The 22,573-nt window shown below is 61.1% G+C and carries 28 protein-coding genes and 1 pseudogene; 11 read left to right on the top strand and 18 right to left on the bottom strand.

Annotated features, from left to right (window positions below; translation table 11 throughout):
• Positions 1–69: 69 nt before the first annotated feature.
• The 5 genes from OU997_RS06350 to OU997_RS06330 all read left to right on the top strand — a co-directional run bounded on the left by OU997_RS06350 (position 70) and on the right by OU997_RS06330 (position 4,333).
• A complete protein-coding gene (locus tag OU997_RS06350) occupies positions 70–1,713 on the top strand; it encodes a histidine kinase N-terminal 7TM domain-containing protein (RefSeq protein WP_267809446.1) in 1,644 nt (547 codons plus the stop codon).
• Between the two features lie 105 nt (positions 1,714–1,818).
• Positions 1,819–2,826 (top strand): class 1 fructose-bisphosphatase, encoded by a 1,008-nt coding sequence (locus OU997_RS06345; RefSeq protein WP_108486228.1) that lies wholly within the window; start codon positions 1,819–1,821, stop codon positions 2,824–2,826.
• Positions 2,827–2,829: 3 nt separating this feature from the next.
• Positions 2,830–3,447, top strand: a complete 618-nt coding sequence (locus tag OU997_RS06340; RefSeq protein ID WP_267809445.1) for a DUF924 family protein — start codon at positions 2,830–2,832, stop codon at positions 3,445–3,447.
• 68 nt (positions 3,448–3,515) lie between these two features.
• Complete coding sequence (gene bamE / locus OU997_RS06335; RefSeq protein WP_108486230.1) at positions 3,516–3,770, top strand: outer membrane protein assembly factor BamE domain-containing protein; 255 nt, start codon at positions 3,516–3,518, stop codon at positions 3,768–3,770.
• A complete protein-coding gene (locus OU997_RS06330) occupies positions 3,770–4,333 on the top strand; it encodes a lipocalin family protein (RefSeq protein WP_267809444.1) in 564 nt (187 codons plus the stop codon). The genes bamE and OU997_RS06330 overlap by 1 nt, the downstream gene beginning before the upstream one ends.
• Before the next feature lie 15 nt (positions 4,334–4,348).
• Here OU997_RS06330 and OU997_RS06325 read toward each other — a convergent pair whose 3' ends face one another.
• On the bottom strand, positions 4,349–4,783 hold the full coding sequence (locus tag OU997_RS06325) for a hypothetical protein (RefSeq protein WP_267809443.1): 435 nt from the start codon (positions 4,781–4,783) through the stop codon (positions 4,349–4,351).
• A gap of 123 nt (positions 4,784–4,906) precedes the next feature.
• Here OU997_RS06325 and pip point away from each other — a divergent pair, with 123 nt between their 5' ends.
• Both pip and dtd read left to right on the top strand, forming a co-directional pair.
• Positions 4,907–5,878: a prolyl aminopeptidase gene (gene pip, locus OU997_RS06320; protein WP_108486233.1), complete on the top strand. Its 972-nt coding sequence runs from the start codon at positions 4,907–4,909 to the stop codon at positions 5,876–5,878.
• Positions 5,875–6,312: a D-aminoacyl-tRNA deacylase gene (gene dtd / locus OU997_RS06315; RefSeq protein ID WP_267809442.1), complete on the top strand. Its 438-nt coding sequence runs from the start codon at positions 5,875–5,877 to the stop codon at positions 6,310–6,312. Before pip ends, dtd begins: the two co-directional genes overlap by 4 nt.
• Here dtd and OU997_RS06310 read toward each other — a convergent pair.
• A complete protein-coding gene (locus OU997_RS06310; protein WP_267809441.1) occupies positions 6,275–6,850 on the bottom strand; it encodes a DoxX family protein in 576 nt (191 codons plus the stop codon). The genes dtd and OU997_RS06310 overlap by 38 nt on opposite strands.
• Before the next feature lie 85 nt (positions 6,851–6,935).
• Here OU997_RS06310 and OU997_RS06305 point away from each other — a divergent pair, with 85 nt between their 5' ends.
• A complete protein-coding gene (locus tag OU997_RS06305) occupies positions 6,936–7,496 on the top strand; it encodes a TetR/AcrR family transcriptional regulator (protein WP_218276637.1) in 561 nt (186 codons plus the stop codon).
• A gap of 249 nt (positions 7,497–7,745) precedes the next feature.
• Here OU997_RS06305 and OU997_RS06300 read toward each other — a convergent pair whose 3' ends face one another.
• The 9 genes from OU997_RS06300 to ubiE form a co-directional block, all read right to left on the bottom strand.
• Positions 7,746–8,453, bottom strand: a complete 708-nt coding sequence (locus OU997_RS06300) for a 16S rRNA (uracil(1498)-N(3))-methyltransferase (RefSeq protein ID WP_108486236.1) — start codon at positions 8,451–8,453, stop codon at positions 7,746–7,748.
• Positions 8,450–9,244: a twin-arginine translocase subunit TatC gene (gene tatC / locus OU997_RS06295; RefSeq protein ID WP_267809440.1), complete on the bottom strand. Its 795-nt coding sequence runs from the start codon at positions 9,242–9,244 to the stop codon at positions 8,450–8,452. Before tatC ends, OU997_RS06300 begins: the two co-directional genes overlap by 4 nt.
• Positions 9,241–9,585, bottom strand: coding sequence for a Sec-independent protein translocase protein TatB (gene tatB, locus OU997_RS06290; RefSeq protein WP_108486238.1), 345 nt, complete (start codon positions 9,583–9,585; stop codon positions 9,241–9,243). The genes tatC and tatB overlap by 4 nt, the downstream gene beginning before the upstream one ends.
• A gap of 9 nt (positions 9,586–9,594) precedes the next feature.
• Positions 9,595–9,870, bottom strand: coding sequence for a twin-arginine translocase TatA/TatE family subunit (locus OU997_RS06285; RefSeq protein ID WP_108486239.1), 276 nt, complete (start codon positions 9,868–9,870; stop codon positions 9,595–9,597).
• Between the two features lie 23 nt (positions 9,871–9,893).
• Positions 9,894–10,226: a phosphoribosyl-ATP diphosphatase gene (locus OU997_RS06280; RefSeq protein WP_108486253.1), complete on the bottom strand. Its 333-nt coding sequence runs from the start codon at positions 10,224–10,226 to the stop codon at positions 9,894–9,896.
• Positions 10,227–10,233: 7 nt separating this feature from the next.
• Complete coding sequence (hisI, locus tag OU997_RS06275; RefSeq protein ID WP_108486240.1) at positions 10,234–10,635, bottom strand: phosphoribosyl-AMP cyclohydrolase; 402 nt, start codon at positions 10,633–10,635, stop codon at positions 10,234–10,236.
• Between the two features lie 67 nt (positions 10,636–10,702).
• Entirely contained in the window at positions 10,703–12,292 is a 1,590-nt protein-coding gene (gene ubiB / locus OU997_RS06270) for a ubiquinone biosynthesis regulatory protein kinase UbiB (protein ID WP_267809439.1), read from the bottom strand.
• Positions 12,289–12,906 (bottom strand): ubiquinone biosynthesis accessory factor UbiJ, encoded by a 618-nt coding sequence (locus OU997_RS06265; protein WP_267809438.1) that lies wholly within the window; start codon positions 12,904–12,906, stop codon positions 12,289–12,291. The genes ubiB and OU997_RS06265 overlap by 4 nt, the downstream gene beginning before the upstream one ends.
• On the bottom strand, positions 12,906–13,676 hold the full coding sequence (gene ubiE / locus OU997_RS06260) for a bifunctional demethylmenaquinone methyltransferase/2-methoxy-6-polyprenyl-1,4-benzoquinol methylase UbiE (protein ID WP_267809437.1): 771 nt from the start codon (positions 13,674–13,676) through the stop codon (positions 12,906–12,908). The genes OU997_RS06265 and ubiE overlap by 1 nt, the downstream gene beginning before the upstream one ends.
• Before the next feature lie 205 nt (positions 13,677–13,881).
• Here ubiE and OU997_RS06255 point away from each other — a divergent pair, with 205 nt between their 5' ends.
• The 3 genes from OU997_RS06255 (at position 13,882) to OU997_RS06245 (ending at position 15,572) form a co-directional block, all read left to right on the top strand.
• Positions 13,882–14,160, top strand: coding sequence for a polyhydroxyalkanoic acid system family protein (locus OU997_RS06255; protein ID WP_108486244.1), 279 nt, complete (start codon positions 13,882–13,884; stop codon positions 14,158–14,160).
• A 199-nt stretch (positions 14,161–14,359) separates the two neighbouring features.
• A complete protein-coding gene (locus OU997_RS06250; RefSeq protein ID WP_108486245.1) occupies positions 14,360–14,803 on the top strand; it encodes a phasin family protein in 444 nt (147 codons plus the stop codon).
• Positions 14,804–14,813: 10 nt separating this feature from the next.
• Positions 14,814–15,572 carry a phasin family protein gene (locus OU997_RS06245; RefSeq protein WP_108486246.1) on the top strand — a complete coding sequence of 253 codons (759 nt, stop codon included), beginning with the start codon at positions 14,814–14,816 and terminating at the stop codon, positions 15,570–15,572.
• Between the two features lie 90 nt (positions 15,573–15,662).
• On the opposite strand, the gene OU997_RS06240 is transcribed toward OU997_RS06245, so the two are convergent.
• The 7 genes and pseudogenes from OU997_RS06240 to OU997_RS06210 form a co-directional block, all read right to left on the bottom strand.
• A complete protein-coding gene (locus tag OU997_RS06240) occupies positions 15,663–15,860 on the bottom strand; it encodes a hypothetical protein (protein WP_267809941.1) in 198 nt (65 codons plus the stop codon).
• Positions 15,861–15,869: 9 nt separating this feature from the next.
• Positions 15,870–16,151 (bottom strand): annotated as a pseudogene (locus OU997_RS06235) (methyl-accepting chemotaxis protein); the annotation flags it as partial.
• 244 nt (positions 16,152–16,395) lie between these two features.
• The gene (locus tag OU997_RS06230) at positions 16,396–17,010 is read right to left on the bottom strand and encodes a TetR/AcrR family transcriptional regulator (protein ID WP_108486247.1); all 615 of its coding nucleotides are present in this window, start codon (positions 17,008–17,010) and stop codon (positions 16,396–16,398) included.
• Positions 17,011–17,083: 73 nt separating this feature from the next.
• Entirely contained in the window at positions 17,084–18,766 is a 1,683-nt protein-coding gene (gene phaC / locus OU997_RS06225) for a class II poly(R)-hydroxyalkanoic acid synthase (protein WP_108486248.1), read from the bottom strand.
• A gap of 205 nt (positions 18,767–18,971) precedes the next feature.
• Positions 18,972–19,832 carry a poly(3-hydroxyalkanoate) depolymerase gene (phaZ, locus tag OU997_RS06220; RefSeq protein WP_108486249.1) on the bottom strand — a complete coding sequence of 287 codons (861 nt, stop codon included), beginning with the start codon at positions 19,830–19,832 and terminating at the stop codon, positions 18,972–18,974.
• Positions 19,833–19,987: 155 nt separating this feature from the next.
• Positions 19,988–21,667, bottom strand: coding sequence for a class II poly(R)-hydroxyalkanoic acid synthase (gene phaC, locus OU997_RS06215; protein WP_108538095.1), 1,680 nt, complete (start codon positions 21,665–21,667; stop codon positions 19,988–19,990).
• Between the two features lie 507 nt (positions 21,668–22,174).
• A complete protein-coding gene (locus OU997_RS06210; RefSeq protein ID WP_108490555.1) occupies positions 22,175–22,549 on the bottom strand; it encodes a gamma-butyrobetaine hydroxylase-like domain-containing protein in 375 nt (124 codons plus the stop codon).
• Positions 22,550–22,573 lie beyond the last annotated feature (24 nt).

The raw sequence follows: 22,573 nt of genomic DNA, 5'->3' as shown, positions 1-22,573 counted from the left end.
AGCGCCTGAGTGGTTTTGCGGTGTTTTTGACCGAATTGCCAGGCCAATAGCTTTGGTAGAACCCAGCCGATGAATGCCTGCGGAAATTCCTCCTGGGCGTTGAGTGGGCCATTGATACTCACCTGCCTGGTCTGTATCGGGGTGCTGCTGTTGACCCGTTGGGTGACTCGGCAGCGCTATTTCCCCGGGCGCGAGAGTTTTATCGTGCTGCACTTGGCCAGCCTCTGGTGGATGGTGGCCGCAAGCCTGGAGATGGCCGCGCAGGGCGCACAGTGCAAGGTGTTCTGGGCGAGCATGGCCTGGCCGGGAATTCTTGTCGCGCCCACCTTCTGGGCGATCTTCCTCTGGCAATACGTCAACAGCGTGCGGCAACCGTTGCCGCTGCGCAGCGTGCTAGGGTTGGCCGTGGTGCCGGTGCTGATTTGGCTGATGGCCCTGAGCAACCCCTGGCATGGTTTGTTCTATGGCGCAGGTACCGCGCCGCTCAGTGATGAGCCGGGCGCGCCAATCCGTTATCAGCACGGGCCGTTGTTCTATGCGGCAGCGGCATACGTTTATCTGTTCATGACGTTTTGCATGGGCGTAGTGCTGCGCGCGGCTATCGTCAGTTACGGCGTGCATCGGCGTCACTACCTGGCGTTTGTCTTCGTCACGGCCGTGCCCTGGGTCGCCAACATCAGTTACGTGGTATTTGGCTGGATGCTGTTCGGCTTCGACCCGACGCCGTTCAGCTTTGCCTTTACCCTGGTGGCCTTTGCCTGGCTGATCGTCGGGGTACGTCTTTTTGATCTGCTGCCCGTGGCCCGGCACTTGTTGCTGGAAGCGCTGCTTGATCCGGTTCTGGTGGTGGATGCTCAGTTGCGAGTGATTGAAGCCAATCCGGCGGCGTTGAAACTCGCCAGTTTGCGCAGTGGTTGGCAGGGCCGCCCACTGCTGGACTGGCCGATTCTCGGTGCTGATCTGCAGCAATTGCTGGGTCAGCACCCGCCTGGTGAGCAGGATTGTCTCCTGACATTGGCCAACTCCGCACGCTACTTCGAGGTGCGTATCCGGGCGATCGAACGCGTCACGCGCCAAGGCGCTCAGGTGCTCGGGCAGATGCTCTATCTGCGCGATGTGACCCAACGCCACCTTAGTGAGTTGAAACTGGCCGAAGCGCTCGCCTTGAGTGAGGAGCGCCTGCGAACCATCAGCAGCCTGCATGAGCAGTTGCAGCAGCAGGCGCTGTGCGATCCGCTGACCGGTTTGTATAACCGGCGCTATTTGGATGAGTTCTTTGCCCGTGAACTGACCTTGGCGCAGCGCGAATGTTCGCCCATTGCCCTGGCTCTTATCGATCTTGATCACTTCAAGCAACTGAACGATGAGCATGGCCATCTCGAAGGTGACGATGTGCTCAAGGGCGTAGCCCAGCACTTGCTGGAGAACCTGCGTAGCTCTGATGCCGTGTTTCGTATCGGTGGTGAAGAGTTCCTGCTGATCTTGCCAAGAGCCGATGCCGCGGAGGCGCGTGCGCGCCTGGAGGGGATCTGTCGCGATCTGGCGGCTCATCCGCTGCCCACTCGTGGAGGTGCGCGCTATGTCACCCTGTCGGCTGGTCTGGCGCTTTGGCCTGCGCAGGGGCATGTGCTGGACGAGCTGCTCCAGGTGGCGGATGCGGCGCTCTATCAGGCCAAGCATGAAGGCCGTAACCGGGTCTGCAGCCTGGCCTGAGTCAGGTGTTGTCAGGCCGTGCCTTCCCTTCCATCCAGCGCAGAGGCGCTTTTCCCGCTAAAGGGGTAAACTGCGCGCGATTTTTCTTCCTTCCCGGAGCCGTCCATGTCCCGCGTTACCCTCAGCCGCTATCTGATCGAGCAGACCCGCAGCCACAACACCCCGGCCGATCTGCGTTTCCTTATCGAAGTGGTCGCACGCGCCTGCAAGGAAATCAGCCATCAGGTGTCCAAAGGTGCATTGGGCGGTGTGCTGGGTAGCATGGGCACCGAGAACGTGCAGGGCGAAGTGCAGAAGAAACTCGACGTGATTTCTAACGAGATTCTGCTGGAAGCCAACGAATGGGGCGGTCACCTGGCCGGCATGGCGTCGGAAGAAATGGACAATGCCTACCAGATTCCCGGCAAGTACCCGAAGGGTGCCTACCTGCTGGTATTCGACCCGCTGGATGGCTCCAGCAACATCGACGTCAACGTTTCGGTCGGCACCATTTTCTCGGTACTGCGCTGCCCAGACCGCAATGGCGAAGAGGGTGATCTGGGCGAAGAGGCCTTCCTCCAGCCGGGTACTCAGCAAGTGGCTGCAGGTTATGCCATCTACGGCCCGCAGACCATGCTCCTGCTGACCCTCGGTGAAGGCGTCAAGGGCTTTACCCTGGATCGCGAACTGGGCAGCTTTGTGCTCACCCACGACAACATCAAGGTGCCGGAGTCGACCAAGGAATTCGCCATCAACATGTCCAACCAGCGCCACTGGGAGGCGCCGGTGCAGCGCTATGTCAGCGAATTGCTGGCGGGTGAAGAAGGCCCGCTGGGCAAGAACTACAACATGCGCTGGATCGCCTCGATGGTGGCCGACGTGCACCGCATCCTCACCCGTGGCGGTGTATTTATGTACCCACGCGACAGTCGTGAGCCGGAGAAACCGGGCAAGCTGCGCCTGATGTACGAAGCCAATCCGATGTCGATGATCATCGAGCAGGCTGGCGGTGTGGCCACCAATGGCACCCAGCGCATTCTCGATATCCAGCCGACGTCCCTGCACCAGCGCGTCGCCGTCTTCCTGGGTTCCAAGGAAGAAGTGCTGCGCATCAGCGCCTATCACCGCGAGTAAGCGGTGAACGTGCCCTGGCAGCCGTTGCTCGACTGGTGGTTCGGTGCGGCCGGCTGCGGCCCCGGTGTGACGGTGGCCGAGGTGGCTGCCAGTCGTACTTCGCTGTGGTTCGGCAAACAGGACTACCAGGATGACCAGGCGCGCGAGCAGTTTGCTGCGCTGGTCGAGCAGGCGCTGGGCAACCAGCTGCAAAACTGGCAGGGCCAGCCTGAAGGCTGGCTGGCGACACTGTTGTTGCTCGATCAGCTGCCACGGATGATCTTTCGCGATACATCAAAAGCCTTTGCCGGTGATCCGTTGGCGCGTGCTCTGGTTCAGCACGGGCTGGCGCAAGGCTGGGATCAGGCATTGCCGCCGATCCAGCGGGTGTTTGCCTATCTGGTGCTGGAGCATGCCGAAGATCTGCAGCTGCAAGATCAGGCCGTGCAGCGCTTTGAGGTGTTGCATACGCAGGTCGCAGACACCGAGCGCGAGCTGTTTGCCGGCTATCTGGATTATGCCGAGCGCCACCAGCGGGTAATCGCCCGTTTTGGTCGATTCCCCCACCGCAATCAGATTCTTGGCCGCTGCAGCAGTGCCGAGGAATCTGCCTTTCTGCTGGAACCAGGCTCACGCTTCTAGCGTCGAAGCAAGCAAGCTCGGTATGGCTATGCCAAGCTGGTTTGGCCCATTTTCTCAGGAGTAATCCCATGCCTCTGCGTGTCGTCGCACTACTCGCCGGTTGCCTGCTGCTGGTTGCCTGCAACAAGGTCAACCAGGACAGCTACGCCCAGCTCAAGCCCGGCATGAGCAAGGATGACGTCGAACGCCTGCTCGGCGGCCCGGATGAGTGTGCCGGTGCTCTGGGTATGTCCAGCTGCACCTGGGGTGACGAGCAGCGGTTTATCAGCGTGCAGTACGCGGGCGACAAGGTCATGCTGTTTTCCGGCAAGGGGCTGAAGTGATGCGTCTGTTCGCCGTGTTGAGCGCTGTGCTGGCGCTGGTCGGTTGCGTTAATTCAGGTACCGGTGTGGTGCCGCCGCAGACTGTGGACAAGGTCGACCTGCAGCGCTATCAGGGTACCTGGTACGAAGTAGCCCGCCTGCCGATGTTCTTCCAGCGCAACTGTGCGCAATCCGAGGCGCACTACCGGTTGCAGGACGACGGGGCTATTGGGGTAGTAAACCGTTGTCGGACCTTCAATGGCGAGTTGCAGGAGGTCAAGGGGCAGGCCGTGCCACAGGTGCCGGGGCAAACCAGCAAGCTCTGGGTGCGTTTCGACAATTGGGCCAGCACTCTGCTGCCAGGGCTGACCAAGGGCGACTACTGGGTGCTCTACCTGGATGAGAACTACCAGACCGCGCTGGTCGGGCATCCCAACCGTAAATACCTCTGGCTGTTGGCGCGTGATCAGGACATCGGCCCGCAACACCGTGCGACCCTACTGGAAGAGGCGCGCAAGCGCGGCTATGACACCCGCGAGCTGATCTGGCGGCGTACTGAGGCCGAGATGGCCTTGCCGCGCTGAGGGCTGTTGCCGGCGTTACTTCCAGCTCAGGCGCGCCAGCTTCCAGTCATCGCCATCCAGCCACCATTCCAGTTTCACGCTGTAATGGCGTGCGCTGTCAGGTATCAGCCCCTCGGCACCCGAAAGGGCAACCTGCGCCTCGGTGTGGCCTTTTTCACGGTAGGTCGTATCGAGGTGACTGTCCTTGCTCAGGGCCAAGACTTTGATGTTCTTGTGGCGCATAAACAGCAGCAACATGGTGCGCTGCGCCCACTCGCGGTCGAATTCGCCCTGGGCCGAGAACTGCGGGTGCAGTTGGTCGAGCACCGCGCTGGTGCTCTTTGCTTCCAGATTGTCCTGCAGCTGCTGCAGCGCTGCTTCCAGGGCGGCCTGCGGGTCATCCTTGCTGCCGCAGCCAGCGAGCAAAGTGCAAAACATCAGGAAAACTAAGGCAATTATCCGTGTTGGCATGCTCAACTCCTGTTTCATGGTTATGATGCCCGGCAGAGCTTAAAGCGGTTGCGCCCGTGGTTGTTCGGCGCAAGGCCGTCAACGTTACGCCGCGCATTATTCAGGTCAAGTCAGGAGCATGCCATGCAGACCTTGTATCCGGAGATTAAACCCTACGCCCGTCATGAGCTGGCGGTGCAGGCACCGCACGTGCTGTATGTGGACGAAAGCGGTTCACCGGATGGTTTGCCTGTGGTGTTTATTCACGGCGGGCCAGGTGCCGGCTGCGATGCTGCGAGTCGACGCTATTTCGACCCCAATCTGTACCGTATTGTCACCTTCGATCAGCGTGGCTGCGGTCGCTCCACCCCGCACGCCAGCCTGGAAAACAACACCACCCAGGCATTGATCGCCGACATGGAGCAGATCCGCGAGCACCTTGGCATCGACCAGTGGGTGCTGTTCGGCGGCTCCTGGGGCTCGACCCTGGCGCTGGCTTACGCCCAGGCCCATCCGCAGCGCGTGCACGGGCTGATTCTGCGCGGCATCTTCTTATGCCGCCCGCAGGAAATTCAGTGGTTCTATCAGGAAGGTGCAAGCCGCCTGTTTCCCGATTACTGGGAGGATTACCTCGCGCCGATCCCGGCGGATGAGCGCGCTGATCTGGTGCAGGCCTTCTACAAACGCTTGACTGGTCCGGATCAGATTGCCCAGATGCACGCGGCCAAAGCCTGGTCGACCTGGGAGGGCCGCACCGCCACCCTGCGCCCGAACCCGCAGGTGGTCGACCGCTTTAGCGAGGCGCACCGCGCGCTATCGATCGCTCGCATCGAATGCCATTACTTCGTCAATAACGCCTTCCTTGAGCCCAATCAGCTGCTGCGCGACATGCCGAAAATCGCCCACCTGCCTGGGGTGATTGTGCATGGCCGTTATGACGTGATCTGCCCGCTGGATAACGCCTGGGCGTTGCACCAGGCCTGGCCGAACAGTGAGTTGCAGATCATCCGCGATGCCGGCCATTCGGCCGCTGAAAGCGGTATTACCGATGCCCTGGTGCGTGCAGCGGACGAACTGGCGCGACGCCTGCTCAACCTGGCGCCGGACGAAGCATGAAAGCACTGATTCAACGGGTGCGTGGCGCCCGTGTCGAGGTCGCCGGTGACGTGGTGGGCGCGATTGATCAAGGCTTGCTGGCGCTGATCGGTGTGGAGCCCCATGACACCCCGGCCAGTGTCGAGAAAATCCTGCACAAACTGCTCAATTACCGGGTATTCAGCGATGCGGACGGCAAGATGAACCTGTCGCTGGGTGATGTCGGCGGCGGGTTGTTGCTGGTTTCGCAATTCACCCTGGCCGCCGACACCAAAAGCGGTCTGCGCCCCAGTTTCACTCGCGCCGCGCCGCCGGCACTTGGCGCTGAATTATTCGACTTGCTGGTGGCGCAGGCCCGCGCCCGGCACCCTCAGGTCGCCACCGGGCAATTCGGGGCCGACATGCAGGTGCACCTGATCAATGACGGGCCGGTGACGTTTCTGCTGGAGAGCTGAGCAGACGTCGATCTGCCTGTGCGGCGTGAGCTTGAGCTTCTGGCCTCTTGGCGGGTTGCGGGCCGTGCGTCGCAGCATCGGTTTTGGCTTGGCCAATCAACTCACCGGCGTACAGCGCCCAGAGAATGATCAGCGGCTGAAAGGGCAGGCGCAGCCAGTAGTACCAGGTCGCCGCAGGCAGGCCTTCAACCTGCAATCCATCTACGGCGTTCTTGATATTGGCCGGGAACACGCAGACGAAATAAATCGCCAGGGCAATGGCGGCATAGCGCCTGAAGCGTGGCAGCAGCAGGCCGATCGCACCTGCCAGTTCGCACAGGCCAGTGAAGAGCACCAGTTGCAAAGGATAGGGCAGGTAGCCCGGCATCATGGCCAGGTAACGCTCGGGCGTCAGCAGGTGGTCGGTGCCCGCCATCAGCAGCGCCACGACCATGGCCAGGCGCATGCGCTGGGGCCAGTCAGCCACGCCAGGGACGCCGCAACGGTGAGCCAATGCGGCCAGTAGAGTCAGGCTGAGCAACAAGGCAATGAATAGCATGAGTCCTCCTAATGTGCCGACTGGTAAGGCTAACCGAGCTCGCGGCATAATGTGGGCGTCGTCAACATATAAGGAGATGTTGTCAGTGTCAACACGCAAGCAGGAACAGCCCTATCACCATGGAGAGTTGCGCGGTGCGCTGCTGCTCGCCGCGACCGAACTGTTGGCTGAAGGAGGGCTGGCATCCATTAGCCTGCGCGAAGTCGCACGTCGAGCGGGTGTCTCGCATAACGCGCCCTACCGCCATTTTGCCGACCGCGACAGCCTGCTGGCGTCTCTGGCAATCCAGGGGTTCGTTCAGTTGGGACAAGAGATGGGCCGGCAGTCTGGCGGGCTGGCCGAGCTGGGACAGTGCTATGTGCGTTTCGCCCTGGCGCAGCCGGGGCATTTTGGGTTGATGTTCGGTGCCACCCTGGACAAGCGCCGTTATCCCGAGTTGCAGCAGGCCTCGGCGGCCTTGCACGCGCGTTTGGCCGCGGCCGTGCAGGTGGCCGCGCCACAGCGCGCTCAGCCGGTCGCGACCCTGGCGGCATGGAGCCTGGTGCATGGTCTTGCTCATCTGCTGCAGGAGCAGCAACTGAGCGAGGCCCTGGGAACAGATGAATTGACCGAGCAGGTGACACGACTGTTCGTCAGCCTGCTCTAAGGCATTTCAGCGGCGCAGGGCTGCGACCAGAAAGCCCTGCTGATTCTGGCCGGAGTTGCATTTCGCTGCCGCCCCCGTTGCGTTTGGTGTCTTCTTCGCTGCTGCTCTTCGGGTGTTCTTTGAGCCTTTCAGTTGACTGTGGTGAGCCGGTTGCAACGAGTAGGGTGGATGATGCGCTGTTTATCCATCGGCCGCTGTGGGGGGTGAATGGAGTAAAGGCTTTCCATCCTACGGCTCATGGATGTGTGGTTAAAAAAGTCGCGCGAGCAAGGCAGTAACCGCTGTTTCCACCCGCAGAATCCGCGCGCCTAGTTGAACCGGTTGCAGGCCGGCGTGCTGGAGCTTTTCCACTTCGTAGGGAATCCAGCCGCCTTCCGGGCCGATGGCCAATGTGACGGCCTGTTCGACGGCTCGCGGGCAGGCCGGGTAGTCGCCAGGATGGCCGACCAGGCCCAGGGTGCCGGCGGCAATACCCGGCAGCTGGTCTTCGACAAAGGGCTTGAAGCGTTTCTCGAGGGTGACCTCGGGCAGCACCGTATCGCGGGCTTGCTCCAGGCCGAGGATCAGCTGTTCGCGAATGGCAGCGGGCTCGAGGAAAGGTGTTTGCCAGAAGCTTTTTTCCACCCGGTAGCTGTTCAGCAGCACCAGCCGTGACACGCCCATGCTGCTGACGGTTTGCAGCACGCGGCGCAGCATCTTCGGCCGAGGCAGGGCGAGCAGCAGGGTCAGGGGTAGTTTCACTGGCGGTGGCTGGTTGAGTTGCACAGACAGCTCGGCTTCTTCTGCATCCAGGCGCAGCAATTGGCCGCTGCCCATCAGGCCATTCAGGCGGCCGACGCGCAGGCTGTCGCCCGCTTCGGCGCGGTGCACTTCCTGCAGGTGCTTGAGGCGGCGGCCGCTTAGCCGTACGCAGTCCTCGGCGATAAAGTCGCCGTCTTCCAGCAGCAGCAGGTTCACGGCAGTGGGGCTGGCGGCTGGTCTTCGGTCTCTCGCGTGGTTTCGTCCAGCTCATGCTCATCGCGCCGCTTGATCATGCTGCCGCACAACACGCCGGCCTCGAACAGCAGCCACATGGGCACGGCCAGCAGGGTCTGCGAGAAGATATCTGGCGGCGTTAGCACCATACCGACTACAAAGCAGCCGACGATCACATACGGCCGGCTCTTGCGCAGGGTATCGACGTCGACGATGCCGACCCAGATCAGCAGGAAGGTCGCGACAGGGATCTCGAATGCCACACCAAAGGCGAAGAACAGGGTGAGGACAAAGTCCAGGTATTCGTTGATGTCGGTCATCATCGCCACGCCTTCGGGGGTCACGCTGGCGAAGAAATGGAAAATGATCGGGAACACCAGGAAATAGGCGAAAGCCATGCCGCTGTAAAACAGGATGATGCTGGAAACCAGCAGCGGCATGGCGATGCGCTTTTCATGCTTGTACAGACCGGGTGCGATAAAGCCCCAGATCTGATGCAGGATCACCGGCACGCTGAGAAACAGTGCGATCCAGGCGGTGAGTTTGAACGGGGTGAGAAATGGCGAGGCGACCCCGGTGGCGATCATCGTCGCGCCTTCCGGCAGGTAGGCGCGCAGCGGCGCGGAAACAATGGTGTAGATGTCCTGGGCGAAGTAGAACAGCCCTGCGAATAGCAACAAGACCGCCACTACGCAGCGCAGCAGGCGCGAGCGCAGTTCGGTCAGGTGCGACACCAGGGGCATTTCCTGGTCGCTTTCCGGTAGTCGACTCATGGTTGTGGGGTCTTGTCCTGGCTGGCGGCGGTGGGCGTCGTCAGGCTGGTTTCAGTTGCAGTTACACTGCTTTCGACGGGCGTGGCGGGGGCGATAAGGCTCTGCTTCATCGCCTGCATTTCCCGCTCCAGGTCGAGAATCTGTTCGTTATGCAGTTGCCGACGGATTTCGTCGGCACCGATCTCGCGCTCCACTTCCTGCTTGATCGACAGGAAACTGCGTTTCAGGCGGCCGATCCATAGGCCCGCAGTGCGCACGGCGCCGGGCAGGCGGTCCGGGCCAAGCACCACCAGGGCGACTACGCCTACGAGCACTAATTCGGAAAAACCGATATCGAACATGGCGTGGACTCAGTCTTTACGGGCAGGTTCTTCGACTTTTTGCGCGTGCCCGTCGATGGTCTGCGGCTGATGAAGAGGAGCGGTGTGTGCCTGCGGCGCTGGGTGCGGCGCTGGGGCTGGCTGTGGTTCGGCCTTTTCCGCGTCTTCATCGGTGTTCATCGCCTTACGGAAACCTTTGATGGTTTCGCCCAGGTCAGAGCCAAGGTTCTTCAGTTTTTTGGTGCCGAACACCAGGATCACCACGATAAGAATGACTACCCAGTGTTTCCAATCGAAAATACCCATGAACGGCGCTCCTCTAAGATTGATTAGTTGGTGTCGCGCGCGGCTTTTTCCGCGTGCCCGGACAGACCGAAACGCCGGTCCAGTTCATCCAGTACCGCCTGCGGATGCTGGCCGAGGGCGGCCAGCATGACCAGGCTATGGAACCACAGGTCGGCGGTTTCATAGATCACATTGCTGCAGTCGCCGCTGACGGCTGCGTCTTTGGCGGCAAGGATGGTTTCCACCGACTCCTCGCCGACCTTTTCCAGAATCTTGTTCAAGCCCTTGTGGTATAGGCTGGCGACATAGGAGCTGTCGGCGGCCGCGCCTTTGCGCGACTCCAGCACCTCGGCCAGGCGGCTCAGGGTATCAGTCATGGCCGAATCACTCATGGGTATGTCCTGCGCTGTAGATGGCGTGCGGGTCTTTCAGTACTGCTTCGACCGTTTTCCAGGTGCCATTCTCGAACACCCGGTAAAAGCAGCTCTCGCGGCCGGTGTGGCAGGCAATACCGCCCAGCTGCTCAACCATCAGAATGATCACGTCAGCGTCGCAGTCCAGGCGTATCTCATGCAGTTTCTGCACATGACCGGATTCTTCACCCTTGCGCCAGAGTTTGCCGCGCGAGCGTGACCAGTAGATGGCACGCTGCTCGCTGGCCGTCAGGCTCAGGGCTTCACGGTTCATCCAGGCCATCATCAGCACACGGCCGGTCTTGTGGTCCTGAGCGATGGCCGGCACCAGGCCGTCGCTGTTCCAGTTGATTTCGTCGAGCCAGTCAGTCATTACAAGTTCCGCCCATCTCGGGCTGTCTGATTCAGAAGGCTAGTGTGCCAGTGCACACCCGGTGTGGCTATCGGCGCAGCACCAGATAGAGACCGCCCGCCAGCATCAGCCAGCTGGGCCAGACGCTCAGGCTCAGCACCAGACCCTGGGTGGCCGCCCCCGCGATCAGCGCCGCGCCGAGCAAGCGGGCGGGCCATTGGCGCCCGCTCGTAGGCTGTGACTGGCGACTGGCTGCGGGCTGGTTGAGGCGCTCCAGCGCATCGCGGGCAATCTGCGACAGGTGCGGTACCTGCTCGGCCTGCAATTGCAGGTTGCGCAGCAGATGCAGCGGGCTGATGCGTTCACGCATCCAACGCTCCAGGAATGGCTGCGCGGTGCTCCACAGGTCCAGGTCCGGGTACAGCTGGCGGCCCAGGCCTTCGATATTCAGCAGGGTCTTTTGCAGCAGCACCAGCTGCGGCTGCACTTCCATATTGAAGCGCCGTGCGGTCTGGAACAGGCGTAGCAGCACCTGGCCGAAGGAGATGTCTTTGAGCGGCTTTTCAAAGATCGGCTCGCACACGGTGCGGATCGCGGCCTCGAAATCATTGATTTGGGTTTCTGCCGGCACCCAGCCGGAATCAATATGCAGCTGCGCCACGCGGCGGTAGTCACGCTTGAAGAAGGCGATCAGGTTACGCGCCAGGTAGTCCTGATCTTCTGCGGTGAGGCTGCCGATGATGCCGCAGTCGATGGCGATGTACTGCGGGTTCCACGGCGTGCGCGTGCTGACGAAGATGTTGCCGGGGTGCATGTCGGCGTGGAAGAAGCTGTCGCGGAACACCTGGGTGAAGAAGATTTCTACGCCGCGTTCGGCCAGTTTTTTCATGTCGGTGCGTTGGTCGGCCAAGGTGTCCAGATCGGTGACCTGAATACCGTAAATGCGCTCCATGACCAGCACTTTGGGCCGGCAATAGTCCCAATACACCTGCGGCACGTAGAGCAGCGGCGAGCCTTCGAAGTTGCGCCGCAACTGGCTGGCGTTGGCCGCTTCACGCAGCAGATCGAGTTCATCGATGATGGTTTTCTGGTAGTCGCTGACCACTTCCACCGGGCGCAGACGGCGGGCATCGGCGGAGGCGCGTTCGGCCAATTTGGCCAGCAGGAACAGCCAGGCGATGTCTTGCTCGATCACCGGCTTCAGGCCGGGGCGAATCACCTTGACCACCACTTCTTCGCCACTTTTCAGCTGCGCGGCATGCACCTGAGCCACTGAGGCTGACGCCAATGGCAGGGCATCAAAGCGGGCGAACACGTCGCTGACCTTGGCCCCCAGTTGCGCTTCGATCAGCGCTTGCGCCTTGGCCGGGTCAAAGGGTGGCACCTGATCCTGCAGCTTGGCCAGTTCGTCAGCGATGTCCAGCGGCAGCAGGTCGCGGCGGGTGGAGAGGACCTGGCCGAATTTGATGAAAATGGGCCCCAGCTCTTCCAGTGCCAAACGCAGGCGTGCGCCGCGCGACAGCACCATTGGGCGCCGTGGCAGCCAGCGCCAGGGCAGTGCGTAGCGCAACAGACGCGCCCAGAAGGGCAGCGGCATGTCGAACAGCAGATCATCCAGTTGATAACGAACAATCACGCTCTGGATACGCAGCAGGCGACGCAGGGCTAGCAGCTTCATGCGATGGGCTTATGGCGTTGGGCGAGGCGCTCGATGCGCGCGTCGAGTCGATCAAGGGACAGCTTGAGCTGATCCAGTTCGGCGAAGCGCGCATCGGCTTCGCGCTGGCCAACCAGGCTGCGGGATTCTTCGCTGAGGTAGTCGGCCAGGTTCAGGCGCAGGCTGTCGAGGGCCTGGCTGGTCCAGTTGAGTCGGCTGCGCAGGTGGCCGCCGAGCAGCTGGCTGCCGACCGGGCCGAGCCAGCGTGACAGCTCGTATTCCCAGTCCAACTCCAGGTCCTGAAGGATGCCTGCCAACTCCAGCAGGGCAGCGCTGTCGCCGTCCAGCGTGACGTCAGGGCTGTGCAGGATGCTGGTTTTGTCCTTGCTGGTGGCCAGGCGCAGCAGGCTGGCGGCGGATGCGCGCAACTGGCAATCGGCCTCACCGCCCCATTGTGCGGCCAGTTGAAGACCGCTGGCGCTAGGCAGAATAAACAGTTGCAGCGCTGGTGCGGCGCATTCCACGGCAATCACCCGACCGCTCAAGCGGGCCAGCCGTGGCAGCGCGGTGCTGTCCATGGCCAGTACACGATTGAGGCCGAGTTCAACCCCAGCCAGCAGCCCGGTGAGCAGCATCAGGGCTTGAGGCCGCGGTGCAGGGCGACGATGCCGCCGGTCATGTTGTGGTAGGTGACGCGCTCGAAGCCGGCTTCGACCATCATCGCCTTGAGGGTGTTCTGATCCGGGTGCATGCGGATCGACTCGGCCAGGTAGCGGTAGCTGTCGGCATCGTTGGTGATCAGCTTGCCGGCCAGCGGCATGAACTTGAACGAGTAGGCGTCGTAGAACTTCGACAGCAGCGGGCTGGACGGTTTGGAAAACTCCAGAATCAGCAAGCGGCCGCCGGGCTTGAGCACGCGCAGCATCGAGCGGATGGCATCTTCCTTGTGCGTCACGTTGCGCAGGCCGAAGGCGATGGTCACCACGTCGAAGTGGTTATCCGGGAACGGCAGCTTTTCTGCATCAGCCTGAACGAAGTTGACGTTGCCGGCCACGCCCTTGTCGAGCAGGCGGTCGCGGCCCACCTTGAGCATGGATTCGTTGATGTCGGCCAGCACCACTTCGCCAGTTGGACCGACCAGGCTGGAGAACTTGCGGGTCAGATCACCCGTACCGCCGGCAATATCCAGTACCCGGTTACCGCTGCGCACACCCGACAGTTCGATGGTGAAACGCTTCCACAGGCGGTGCATGCCGCCGGACAGCACGTCGTTCATCAAGTCGTATTTGGCGGCCACCGAATGGAACACCTCGGCGACTTTCTCCGCCTTCTGGCTTTCCGGCACGCTCTGGAAACCAAAGTGTGTGGTGGGTTCGCTGTCGCTGCTGTTGCGCGGGTCGTTCATCTTGCCCTTTCCTAAAACAGAGAGGCTGCATCCAAAGTGGCGCTCATTCTAAACCCAAAAAGCCCCGCTGGGTTTGGGCCGTGCGGCGGCAAACCACAAAGTTGTGCCGTGGGTGGAACACTGACGTTGCGTGCAGCTTGCGCCTTGCAGCCTTGCTATAGTCGCAGCGACTTAAGGTCGCAGTTAACGGGCGAGGAGAAATGCCATGGCCAAGATCACCATTGAACGACCCCATTCCCTGGGGCGCGAGGTTGCCCGCGAAAAAGCCGAACAACTGGCCGAGCGCCTGGCGCGAGAATACGACGTGCGTTACCGCTGGAACGGCGACAGCCTGGAGTTCAAACGCAGCGGTGCTGATGGCCGCATTGATGTGCATGACGACAGCGTGCGCGTGCAACTCAGCCTGGGATTGTTGCTGTCGGCCATGAGCGGCACCATCAAACGCGAAATCGAAGACGTGCTGGACAAGAATCTGCGGGCGTGAGGTGTCGTCTGAAGACACCTTGGCCGTTTTCATGAGACACCCCAGGCAGCCACCCTCCGGGCCGTTGCTGCGCTCGGCTCAAGACGGCCCCGGCATTTTTTCTCACGCTTAGTATGCGGTTTCTAATTTTCATCGATACCGTGCACCTAAGCCTGCATTACGTGGGCGTTTCCTCGAAACATAAAGAGTGAGGTGCACCATGTCGAAAGTTGCCGTTAAAAAGAAAACTGCCGTCGTTGAAGAAAGCACCAGCGTGCTGAGCGACGCCAAAGTCTACGCCCGCAAAATCTGGCTGGCAGGTCTGGGCGCATACGCCAAGGCGGGTCAGGAAGGCGCCGAGTACTTCAAAGAACTGGTGAAGAGCGGTGAAGGCGTTGAGAAACAAGGCAAGAAGCTGGTCAACGAACAAGTTGACGCCGCCAACAGCCAGATCGACAGCGTCAAGAGCACCGTCACCAGTAACGTCAGCAGCGTCAAAGGCAAGGTCGAAGTGCAGCTCGACAAGATCGAGAAAGCCTTCGACAACCGTGTTGCCAGCGCCCTGAATCGTCTGGGCATTCCGTCCAAACAAGACGTGGAAGCACTGTCTGCTAAGCTGGATGAGCTGAGCGCGTTGCTCGAGCACGTCGCGCGTACCAAGTAAGGAGAGCAGGATGGCTGTTAAGAAGAAAACCGAAAAGCAAACCACTTCCTGGATCGGCGAAGTAGAGAAATACTCGCGTCAAATCTGGCTGGCCGGTTTGGGTGCCTACTCCAAGGTCAGCAAGGACGGCAACAAGCTGTTCGATACGCTGGTCAAGGACGGCGAGAAAGCTGAAAAACTGGCCAAGACTGAAGTCGACAAGCAAGTTGGCGCGGTGAAGTCCACTGTGGGTTCGAAAGTGGACAGCGCCAAGTCGAAAGTTGACGAAGTCAAAGACAAGGCCATTGGCAAGTGGGGCGAGCTGGAAGAGGCGTTCGACAAGCGCTTGAACAATGCCATTTCGCGTCTTGGTGTACCGAGCCGCAATGAAGTGAAAGCACTCAACGCCAAAGTCGAAAGCCTGACTAAGCAGATCGAGCAATTGACCGGCGTTTCGGTCAAGTCGGTCAAGCCTGCCGTGAAGAAAGTTGTGGCCAAGCCAGCGGCCAAACCGGCTGCCAAAGCCGCCGCCAAGCCTGTTGCTAAAGCGGCTGCCAAACCGGCGGTCAAGGCTGCGGCCAAGCCAGCGGCTAAACCCGCTGCCAAAGCTGCCGCCAAGCCGGCTGCTAAACCCGCGGCGAAACCGGCTGCCAAGCCGGCCGCCAAGGCTGCTGCTAAACCCGCCGCCAAGCCTGCAGTTGCCAAACCCGCTGCTGCCCCGGTAGCCGCTGCGGTTCCTGCGCCGGCCGCTGCACCTGCTGCACCAGTAACACCTGCCGCCCAGTCGTAAGACGCGCAGCAGTCAACGCAAACGCCCGGCTTCGTGCCGGGCGTTTGCGTTTAGGCGGGGGCTGCGTCTGGGCCGCATCGGTCAGGCTTGTCAGTCCTGAATGGCGTGGGTGAATTGTGCGATGGCATCCACGACCCGCTGTGCTTCGCTGCGAATTTGCAGCATCAGCTCACCGCGGGGTTGGCCAGTTCCCCCCCCGCGTTCGGCACTGCCCAGGCTGCCGGTCATGCCAGCGACTGCCTGCTGTGCCAGGTTCTGGTTCTGTTGCATCACATCGTTGATTTCCACCGGTCTGGCTGGTTCTTGCTGTCAGGCTGCGCACCTCATCGGCAACCACTGCGAAGCCGCGGTCTTGATCGCCGACGCGGGCGCCTCAATCGTGGCGTTGAGGGCCAGCAGGCTGGTCTGTTCGGCAATGCTGCGGATGACCTGGACAATGCTGCTGATGCGTTCCGACTGGTGGCTCAGTGCATGGATGTTGGTGGATACGGTGCCCAGTTCGCCGGCAATCGAGCGCACCACATCTACCGTATCCTGAACCCTTTTGCCCCTTCCACGGCACTGGTGTCGGTCTCGCAATGTTCGATTTGGGCCGTGATGTCACTGGCGAACTTGATCACGCCAACCACCTTGCCCTGCGCGTTATACCGCGGGTTATCGGTTGCGCGCAGCCAGGCCGTGCGGCTGTCTTTGGTGGCGCACTCAAATCGGGGGCGTCGTGCCTGAAAGGCGCTTAGATCATCCCTTTGCGGTTTAGGGGCTTTTGCCTGAGTGTGGGAATGCCGCACGCAGCGCCTGAGTAAATGGGCTCAGGCGCTGCGTATCACGCTTCCAGGTAGCGACTGGCCAAGTGCTCGGCTGCCAGGCGTGAAGTGCCCGCGAGGTGTGGGGCCACCAGCATCATCACCTGGTACACCACCAGACGGCTTTCACCTTCGCGGCCAATGATGCGCTGGTAGTCGAGGGAGAACAGCAGGGTCAGGGTGATCTGCTCGACCAGTTGGCCGAGTGATGCGGTGTCGCTGTGCAACTGGCCGTCTAGCTGCAGTTGCGCGAGCAGTTCAGCCAGCGCGCGTTTCAGGCTGTTGAGCCAGTGGCGCATGCCGCGTTCGAGTTTCGGCAAGCGGCTGGTGAGGTTGGAGAGGTCCTGAAACAAAAAGCGGTAGTGTGCCAGGCGTTCGACAATCAGGTGCAGAAACAGCCAGTAGTCTTCGACATCCAGCTGCACGTCTTCGGGCGGCGAGAGCAGCGGCGCCAACTCGGCCTGAAAGCGCTCGAACAGGCCGAGGATCAGCGGCTCCTTGCCGTGGAAGTGGTAGTACAGGTTGCCCGGGCTGATGCCCAGTTCGTTGGCGATTTCCAGGGTGGAGACATTCGGTTCGCCCTTCTGGTTGAACAACAGCAGGGCACATTCAAGGATTCTGTCGCGGGTTTTCATCCGGTCTTCTTATGCTGGCCGCGGGGCGTTTGACGATACCTGGCCGCAGCAGGCTGCGGCCAGTGGCGGTTGTTCAGCGCACGTGCACGTAGGTGCCGGGAGCCGCTTCCATGGCAGGGTGGTTCTGGTTGCCCAGGGCCATCAGGGTGTCCCGCTGTTCGCCCGAGCGTTCCTGCATCCACTTCAGCCACACCGGCCACCAGCTGCCCTGTACGTGCTCGGCATCGTGGTACCAGGCGCGTGGGTCGCCGGTGAGCTTGGGGTTTTCCAGGTAATTGGATTTGGGGTTGCCCGGCGGGTTGAGAATGCTTTGGATGTGTCCGCTGTTGGACAGGATAAAGCGCCGGTTGCCGCCCAGCAGCAAGGTCGAGCGGTAGACCGCGTCCCAGGGGGTGATGTGGTCGTTGATCCCGGCGACGCTGAAGCTGTCGACCGTGACCTTCTGCAGGTCCACTGGCGTACCACAGACTTCCAGGCCGCTTGGGCGGGTCAGCGGGTTGTGCTTGAAGAAGTCGATCAGGTCGCCGTGTAGAGCTGCGGGTAGGCGGGTGTTGTCGTTGTTCCAGTAGAGAATGTCGAAGGCCGGCGGCTGCTTGCCGAGCAGGTAGTTGTTGACCCAGTAATTCCAGATCAGGTCGTTTGGGCGCATCCAGGCGAACACCCGCGCCATGTCACGGCCATCCAGAACGCCTTGCTGGTAGGAGCGGCGTTTGGCGGCTTCGAGGGTCAGCTCGTCAGCAAAAAGCATGGCTGGGCTGTCGATCTGGCTGTCGAGCAGGCTGACCATGTAGGTGGCGCTGGCCACTTTGCGCAACTGACGCTTGGCTTGTAAATGACCTTGCAGCGCCGCAATGGTCAGGCCGCCGGCGCAGGCACCGAGGAGGTTAACGTCCTTGCTGCCGGTGATTTCACGGCAGACGTCGATGGCTTTTTCCAGTGCTTCTACGTAGCTCGACAGGCCCCATTCGCGATGCCGCGGGTCCGGGTTGCGCCAGCTGATGACGAAGGTTTGCAAGCCATTCTTCAGTGCGTACTGGACGAAGCTTTTTTCGCTGGAGAGGTCGAAGATATAGAACTTGTTGATTTGCGGCGGCACGATCAGCAGCGGTTTGGCGTACTGTTTTTCGCTCATCGGTTTGTACTGGATCAGCTCCAGCAACTCGTTGCGAAACACCACTGCGCCGCTCGTGGTGGCCAGGTTACGGCCGACTTCGAAAGCGTGTTTGCTGACCTGGCTAGGCATGCCGTCGTTGTTCACCAGGTCATCGAACAGATGGGTCACGCCCTTGAGCAGGCTGCTGCCGCCGCTGTTGAACAGTTCTTTGATCACCTGTGGATTGAGTAGGGTGTTGCTGGGGGCGAGGGCATCGCCGAGCAGGGTAGCGACAAAACGTGCGCGGGCACGGTCATCGGCGTCCAGGTTGCTCTCGTCGATCCAGCTGTTCAGCTGCTTCTGGCAAGCCAGGTAGGCTTGCAGGCTGCGGCTGTAAAGCGGGTTTTCACGCCAGGTTGGGTCGGCGAAGCGCGGATCTTGTGGGTTGACCTTGAACGGTTTGTCACCCAGCAGCACCCGCCCCAGCTGGCCGCCGAGGGCTACGGCATGCCGTGCGCTGTGGATGGGGTGTCGGACCCCTTGCAGGGCCAGGCTGCGCAGTGTGGAAAGCAAGTCGCGGCCGCGCAGGCCGACCACCGCGTTCTGGGCATTCATCACACTGCTGCGGGCGGGCAGGGCGTTTTTGGCAGGCTGGTCTCGCATTGGGCAACACTCCGTCGTCAAACCGTGAGACTTCAAGGTCGATAGATAAGCAGCAAGGCTTATACCAACGCGCGCGCTAGGTGCATTCCAGACTACCGCGCGACAAGCTTCAGGTAATACAACGTGCCCGGAAACGGGTCAAGCACTGAGCGGCCGGCACAGCCTCGGTGCGTTGTCAGGGGGCGCCTGCCCAACCAAGGTGCGGTCAGCTCAGGGTGCGTGCGGCTGCCGGCTGTGGGTGCATGATGGCGCGCTGACGCTCTTCCTCAAGGAACTTCATGATGATCGGCGCCACGGCTTCGGCGCGGGTCACCAGAAACAGGTGGCCGTCGTCGATGACGTGCAATTCTGAGTTGGGGATGCGCCAGGCCAGCAGGCGCATATTCACCAATGGGATCAGAGGGTCGTCATCACCGGCCATGACCAGCGTCGGTTGGCGGATTTTGTGCAGCCAGTGGATGCTGGTCCAGCCGAGGCCGGCGAACAGCTGCCAGTAATAGCCCATCTTGCCGCCCGAGCGGACTTTACTGGCGTGCGCCAGCGCCAGCTTGGGGTCACGGCGAAAGGCGCCACCGTAGATGTCCGGGGCAATCTGCACGCCATAGGAGGGCTGCACATAACGTCGGGGGCTGGCCATGCACCAGAGCACCTTGGGTTTGCCTGGCACCATCACCGCGCCGGCTGAGGTGGCGGCGAGGATCAGTTTCTTGCAGCGCTCCGGGTAGTCGTGAGCAAACTGCTGTGCCAGTGCGCCACCCCAGGACACGCCAATGGCATTGACCTGACCGTAGTCGAGGTAGTCGAGCATGCGTGCTGCCAGCTTGGCCAGGCCAGGAAAACGGTACGGTGTGCTGGGGGTGGATGAACCGCCTACGCCAGGCACGTCGAAGGCGATGACTTCCAGGTCGGGGTCGAGGGCGCGCACGAAGGGCATGACCAGTTCCAGGTTGGCCCCGATGCCGTTGAAGATCAGCAGCGGGGTCATCTTGCCGTTGCCGGGGCGAACGGCGGTACGGATGGTCTGGCCGTCCAGTTCGATGGTGCGGAATACGAAAGGTAGCGACATGCGCAGAAGCCCTATCAGTGAAAACGCTGGGTCAGACCCTCCGGGTCATTTCCAGAAACGCCAGGGCAAAGCCTGGTTCGCCGCACTCAGACCATTGCCTGGGTGGGCGAGCGGCACCTCCAGTGCCGCGGGCAGTGCTGCGCAGTGCGCAGGTATCAACGTTCGTGAACGTAAGTGCCAGGCGCTGCTTCGCCGGCGGGGTGCTTTTTATTGCCAAGCTGGGTCGGCGCCTTTTTCATTTCACCGGAGCGCTGTGCCAGCCAAGTCTGCCAATGCAGCCACCAGGAGTCGGCATGCTTGGTAGAAGTGGCTTGCCAGGTTTTCGGATCAGCGTGCAGTTCCGTGTTGGTCATGTAACGCGCCTTGGGGTTACCCGGCGGGTTGAGAATGCTCTGAATGTGCCCGCTGTTGGACAGCACGAATTCGACGTTGCCGCCAAACAGCTTGGCTGACTTGTAGCACGACTCCCACGGTGTGATGTGGTCGGTGGTGCCGGCTACACAGTACAGGTCGCTGGTGACCTGCTTGAGGTCAATCGGCGTGCCGCAGACTTCCAAGGCGTTGGCCCGAATCAGCGGGTTGGACTGGAACATGTCAATAAACTCGCCATGCAGGGCGGCCGGCAGGCGGGTGGTGTCGTTGTTCCAGTAGAGAATGTCGAATACCGGTGGCTCGTTGCCCAGCAGGTAGTTGTTGACCCAGTAGTTCCAGATCAGGTCATTGGGACGCATCCAGGCAAAGACTTTGGCCATGTCGCTGCCTTCCAGTACACCGGCCTGGTAGGAACGGCGTTTGGCCAGCTCCAGGCTTTTCTCATCGGCAAACAGGGCAACGTCGGTTTCCAGGCGATTGTCCAGCACGCTGACCAGCAGGGTCAGGGCGTTTACCTTCTTATCTCCCAGCGCGGCGTAATGGCCCAGCAGCGAGGTGGTGGTGAGGCCGCCGGAGCAGGCGCCGAGCATGTTGATGTCGTTGCTGCCGGTGATGGCGGTGACCACGTCGATGGCTTCTTTCAGCGCTTCGATATAGGTCGACAGGCCCCACTCGCGGTGGGCCTTGGTCGGGTTGCGCCAGCTCACCACGAAGGTCTGCACGCCGTTGCGCAGCAGAAAGCGCGCCACGCTCTTTTCCGGTGACAGGTCGAAGACGTAGAACTTGTTGATCTGTGGCGGCACCACCAGCAGCGGGCGTTCGTGCACTTGCTCGGTGATTGGCTTGTACTGAATCAGTTCCAGCAGGTCGTTACGGAAGATCACCGCGCCGTCGCTGGTGGCGAGGTTCTTGCCAACCTCGAAGGCGTTCATATTGACCTGGCTGGGCATGCCGCCGTTGTTGACGATGTCTTTGGCCAGATGCGACAGGCCATCGAGCAGACTCTTGCCGCCAGTCTCGAAGAAGCGTTTGACGGCCGCCGGGTTAGCCATGCTGTTGCTCGGGGCCATGGCTTCGGTCATCAGATTGATCACGAAGTGGCCGCGGCTGGCGTCCTGTTCGGACAGGTTGCTGTGCTCGACCCAGTCGTGCAGCTCCTTGCGCCAGGCCAAGTAGGTCTGCAGGTAACGACGGTACAGCGGGTTCTGGCTCCAGGCCGGATCAGCAAAGCGCCGATCGCCTTCGGTGGGGGTGAGTTCGGATTGGCCGAGCATCACGTTTTTCAGTTCGATACTGAAGTGGGCCAGGTGTTTGGCACTGTGCAGGGGTTGCTTGAGGGCTTGCTTGAGTACGATACGCGCAGAGCTGAGCAGGTCTTTACCCCGGATGCCGATTACCGGGTTAAGGCCCAGGGTGTTCTCGGAGGCCTGGTGTTTCAGGTCATCATTATTCTTATCTGTCATCTACAACGCTCCATTGTCCTGAGACGAAATACCGGCAACTTGCTGTGCACGGCGACACAGGGCTAGAACCTGCCCCCAGTCTGCTGCATATCGGCGCTGCTGCGCAGGAACAGACTCGGGAGCGACAGCTCGTACACTGCGCGTCTTCGCCTGTTCTTGCCTTGCATGGCTTTAGCTCGTGAGACTTTGAACGGGTTCCATGAACCAGGTATTGCCCGGATTACCAAGGGCGGATCACTCCGCAATATTTCCTGCCGCTGGTTTGGCCAGATGCAAGAAAACTTCCAACTACTTGGTTACCCGAGTTTGTGAATTTGTGCAAGCTGACCACGATCTTGGCCGAATGCGCGATGAGTATGCCGAGAAGGATTAGAAAATGCGCTCTAACCGGGTAAGCGTGGCGGGTTAGAGCGCGTGCTGTCAGGCTGCCAGTAGGCGGTGGGGCCGGAAATGGCTGATGCCCTGATGTGGCCTCAGCGAGCGCTCCGGCAAGCCGTGTGCAGCGTTTCAGAGCATCAGTCTGACCACGCTCTCGTTCGGGTCACGCGATTGCCCGGCGGCCCTCAGTGCGGCCAGATAGTCGCTCCACAGCTCGGCCTGGCGCAGGGACAGCTGTTCCAAGTAATCCCAAGTGAACAGGCCGCTGTCGTGGCCGTCATCGAAGGTCAGTTTGAGGGCGTAATTACCGGCCGGCTCGACCTTGCTCAGACCGACGCCGAGCTTGCCGGTCTGCAGAATGGGCTTGCCGTGGCCCTGTACTTCTGCAGATGGCGAATGCACGCGCAGAAACTCGGCAGGCAGGGTGTAGTGCTCGTCCGCGCCGTAGTGCAGCTCCAGGGTTTTCGAGGCTTTGTGCAGTTTTATTGCGGTGGGGATGCGCATGCTCGCTTCCTCAATGGTTCCCTG

This window comes from Pseudomonas sp. SL4(2022), assembly GCF_026625725.1.
Taxonomy (GTDB): Bacteria; Pseudomonadota; Gammaproteobacteria; order Pseudomonadales; family Pseudomonadaceae; genus Aquipseudomonas.
The sequence above is the reverse complement of the archived record's forward strand: the minus strand, read 5'-3'. Positions and strand labels throughout refer to the sequence as shown.

What these genes read in the sequence shown, in the direction of transcription:
- OU997_RS06325 (WP_267809443.1), bottom strand. Translation starts at nt 4,783, where the DNA reads ATGCCAACACGGATAATTGCCTTAGTTTTCCTGATGTTTTGCACTTTG.
- tatC (WP_267809440.1), bottom strand. Translation starts at nt 9,244, where the DNA reads ATGAGTCGACTACCGGAAAGCGACCAGGAAATGCCCCTGGTGTCGCAC.
- phaZ (WP_108486249.1), bottom strand. Translation starts at nt 19,832, where the DNA reads ATGTCGCTACCTTTCGTATTCCGCACCATCGAACTGGACGGCCAGACC.
- dtd (WP_267809442.1), top strand. Translation starts at nt 5,875, where the DNA reads ATGAAAGCACTGATTCAACGGGTGCGTGGCGCCCGTGTCGAGGTCGCC.
- OU997_RS06250 (WP_108486245.1), top strand. Translation starts at nt 14,360, where the DNA reads ATGTCGAAAGTTGCCGTTAAAAAGAAAACTGCCGTCGTTGAAGAAAGC.
- OU997_RS06280 (WP_108486253.1), bottom strand. Translation starts at nt 10,226, where the DNA reads ATGACTGATACCCTGAGCCGCCTGGCCGAGGTGCTGGAGTCGCGCAAA.
- OU997_RS06345 (WP_108486228.1), top strand. Translation starts at nt 1,819, where the DNA reads ATGTCCCGCGTTACCCTCAGCCGCTATCTGATCGAGCAGACCCGCAGC.
- OU997_RS06350 (WP_267809446.1), top strand. Translation starts at nt 70, where the DNA reads ATGAATGCCTGCGGAAATTCCTCCTGGGCGTTGAGTGGGCCATTGATA.
- OU997_RS06230 (WP_108486247.1), bottom strand. Translation starts at nt 17,010, where the DNA reads ATGAAAACCCGCGACAGAATCCTTGAATGTGCCCTGCTGTTGTTCAAC.
- OU997_RS06245 (WP_108486246.1), top strand. Translation starts at nt 14,814, where the DNA reads ATGGCTGTTAAGAAGAAAACCGAAAAGCAAACCACTTCCTGGATCGGC.
- ubiB (WP_267809439.1), bottom strand. Translation starts at nt 12,292, where the DNA reads ATGAAGCTGCTAGCCCTGCGTCGCCTGCTGCGTATCCAGAGCGTGATT.
- tatB (WP_108486238.1), bottom strand. Translation starts at nt 9,585, where the DNA reads ATGTTCGATATCGGTTTTTCCGAATTAGTGCTCGTAGGCGTAGTCGCC.
- bamE (WP_108486230.1), top strand. Translation starts at nt 3,516, where the DNA reads ATGCCTCTGCGTGTCGTCGCACTACTCGCCGGTTGCCTGCTGCTGGTT.
- OU997_RS06255 (WP_108486244.1), top strand. Translation starts at nt 13,882, where the DNA reads ATGGCCAAGATCACCATTGAACGACCCCATTCCCTGGGGCGCGAGGTT.
- hisI (WP_108486240.1), bottom strand. Translation starts at nt 10,635, where the DNA reads ATGACTGACTGGCTCGACGAAATCAACTGGAACAGCGACGGCCTGGTG.
- pip (WP_108486233.1), top strand. Translation starts at nt 4,907, where the DNA reads ATGCAGACCTTGTATCCGGAGATTAAACCCTACGCCCGTCATGAGCTG.
- OU997_RS06330 (WP_267809444.1), top strand. Translation starts at nt 3,770, where the DNA reads ATGCGTCTGTTCGCCGTGTTGAGCGCTGTGCTGGCGCTGGTCGGTTGC.
- OU997_RS06265 (WP_267809438.1), bottom strand. Translation starts at nt 12,906, where the DNA reads ATGCTGCTCACCGGGCTGCTGGCTGGGGTTGAACTCGGCCTCAATCGT.
- OU997_RS06310 (WP_267809441.1), bottom strand. Translation starts at nt 6,850, where the DNA reads ATGCTATTCATTGCCTTGTTGCTCAGCCTGACTCTACTGGCCGCATTG.
- phaC (WP_108486248.1), bottom strand. Translation starts at nt 18,766, where the DNA reads ATGCGAGACCAGCCTGCCAAAAACGCCCTGCCCGCCCGCAGCAGTGTG.
- OU997_RS06210 (WP_108490555.1), bottom strand. Translation starts at nt 22,549, where the DNA reads ATGCGCATCCCCACCGCAATAAAACTGCACAAAGCCTCGAAAACCCTG.
- phaC (WP_108538095.1), bottom strand. Translation starts at nt 21,667, where the DNA reads ATGACAGATAAGAATAATGATGACCTGAAACACCAGGCCTCCGAGAAC.
- OU997_RS06285 (WP_108486239.1), bottom strand. Translation starts at nt 9,870, where the DNA reads ATGGGTATTTTCGATTGGAAACACTGGGTAGTCATTCTTATCGTGGTG.
- ubiE (WP_267809437.1), bottom strand. Translation starts at nt 13,676, where the DNA reads ATGAACGACCCGCGCAACAGCAGCGACAGCGAACCCACCACACACTTT.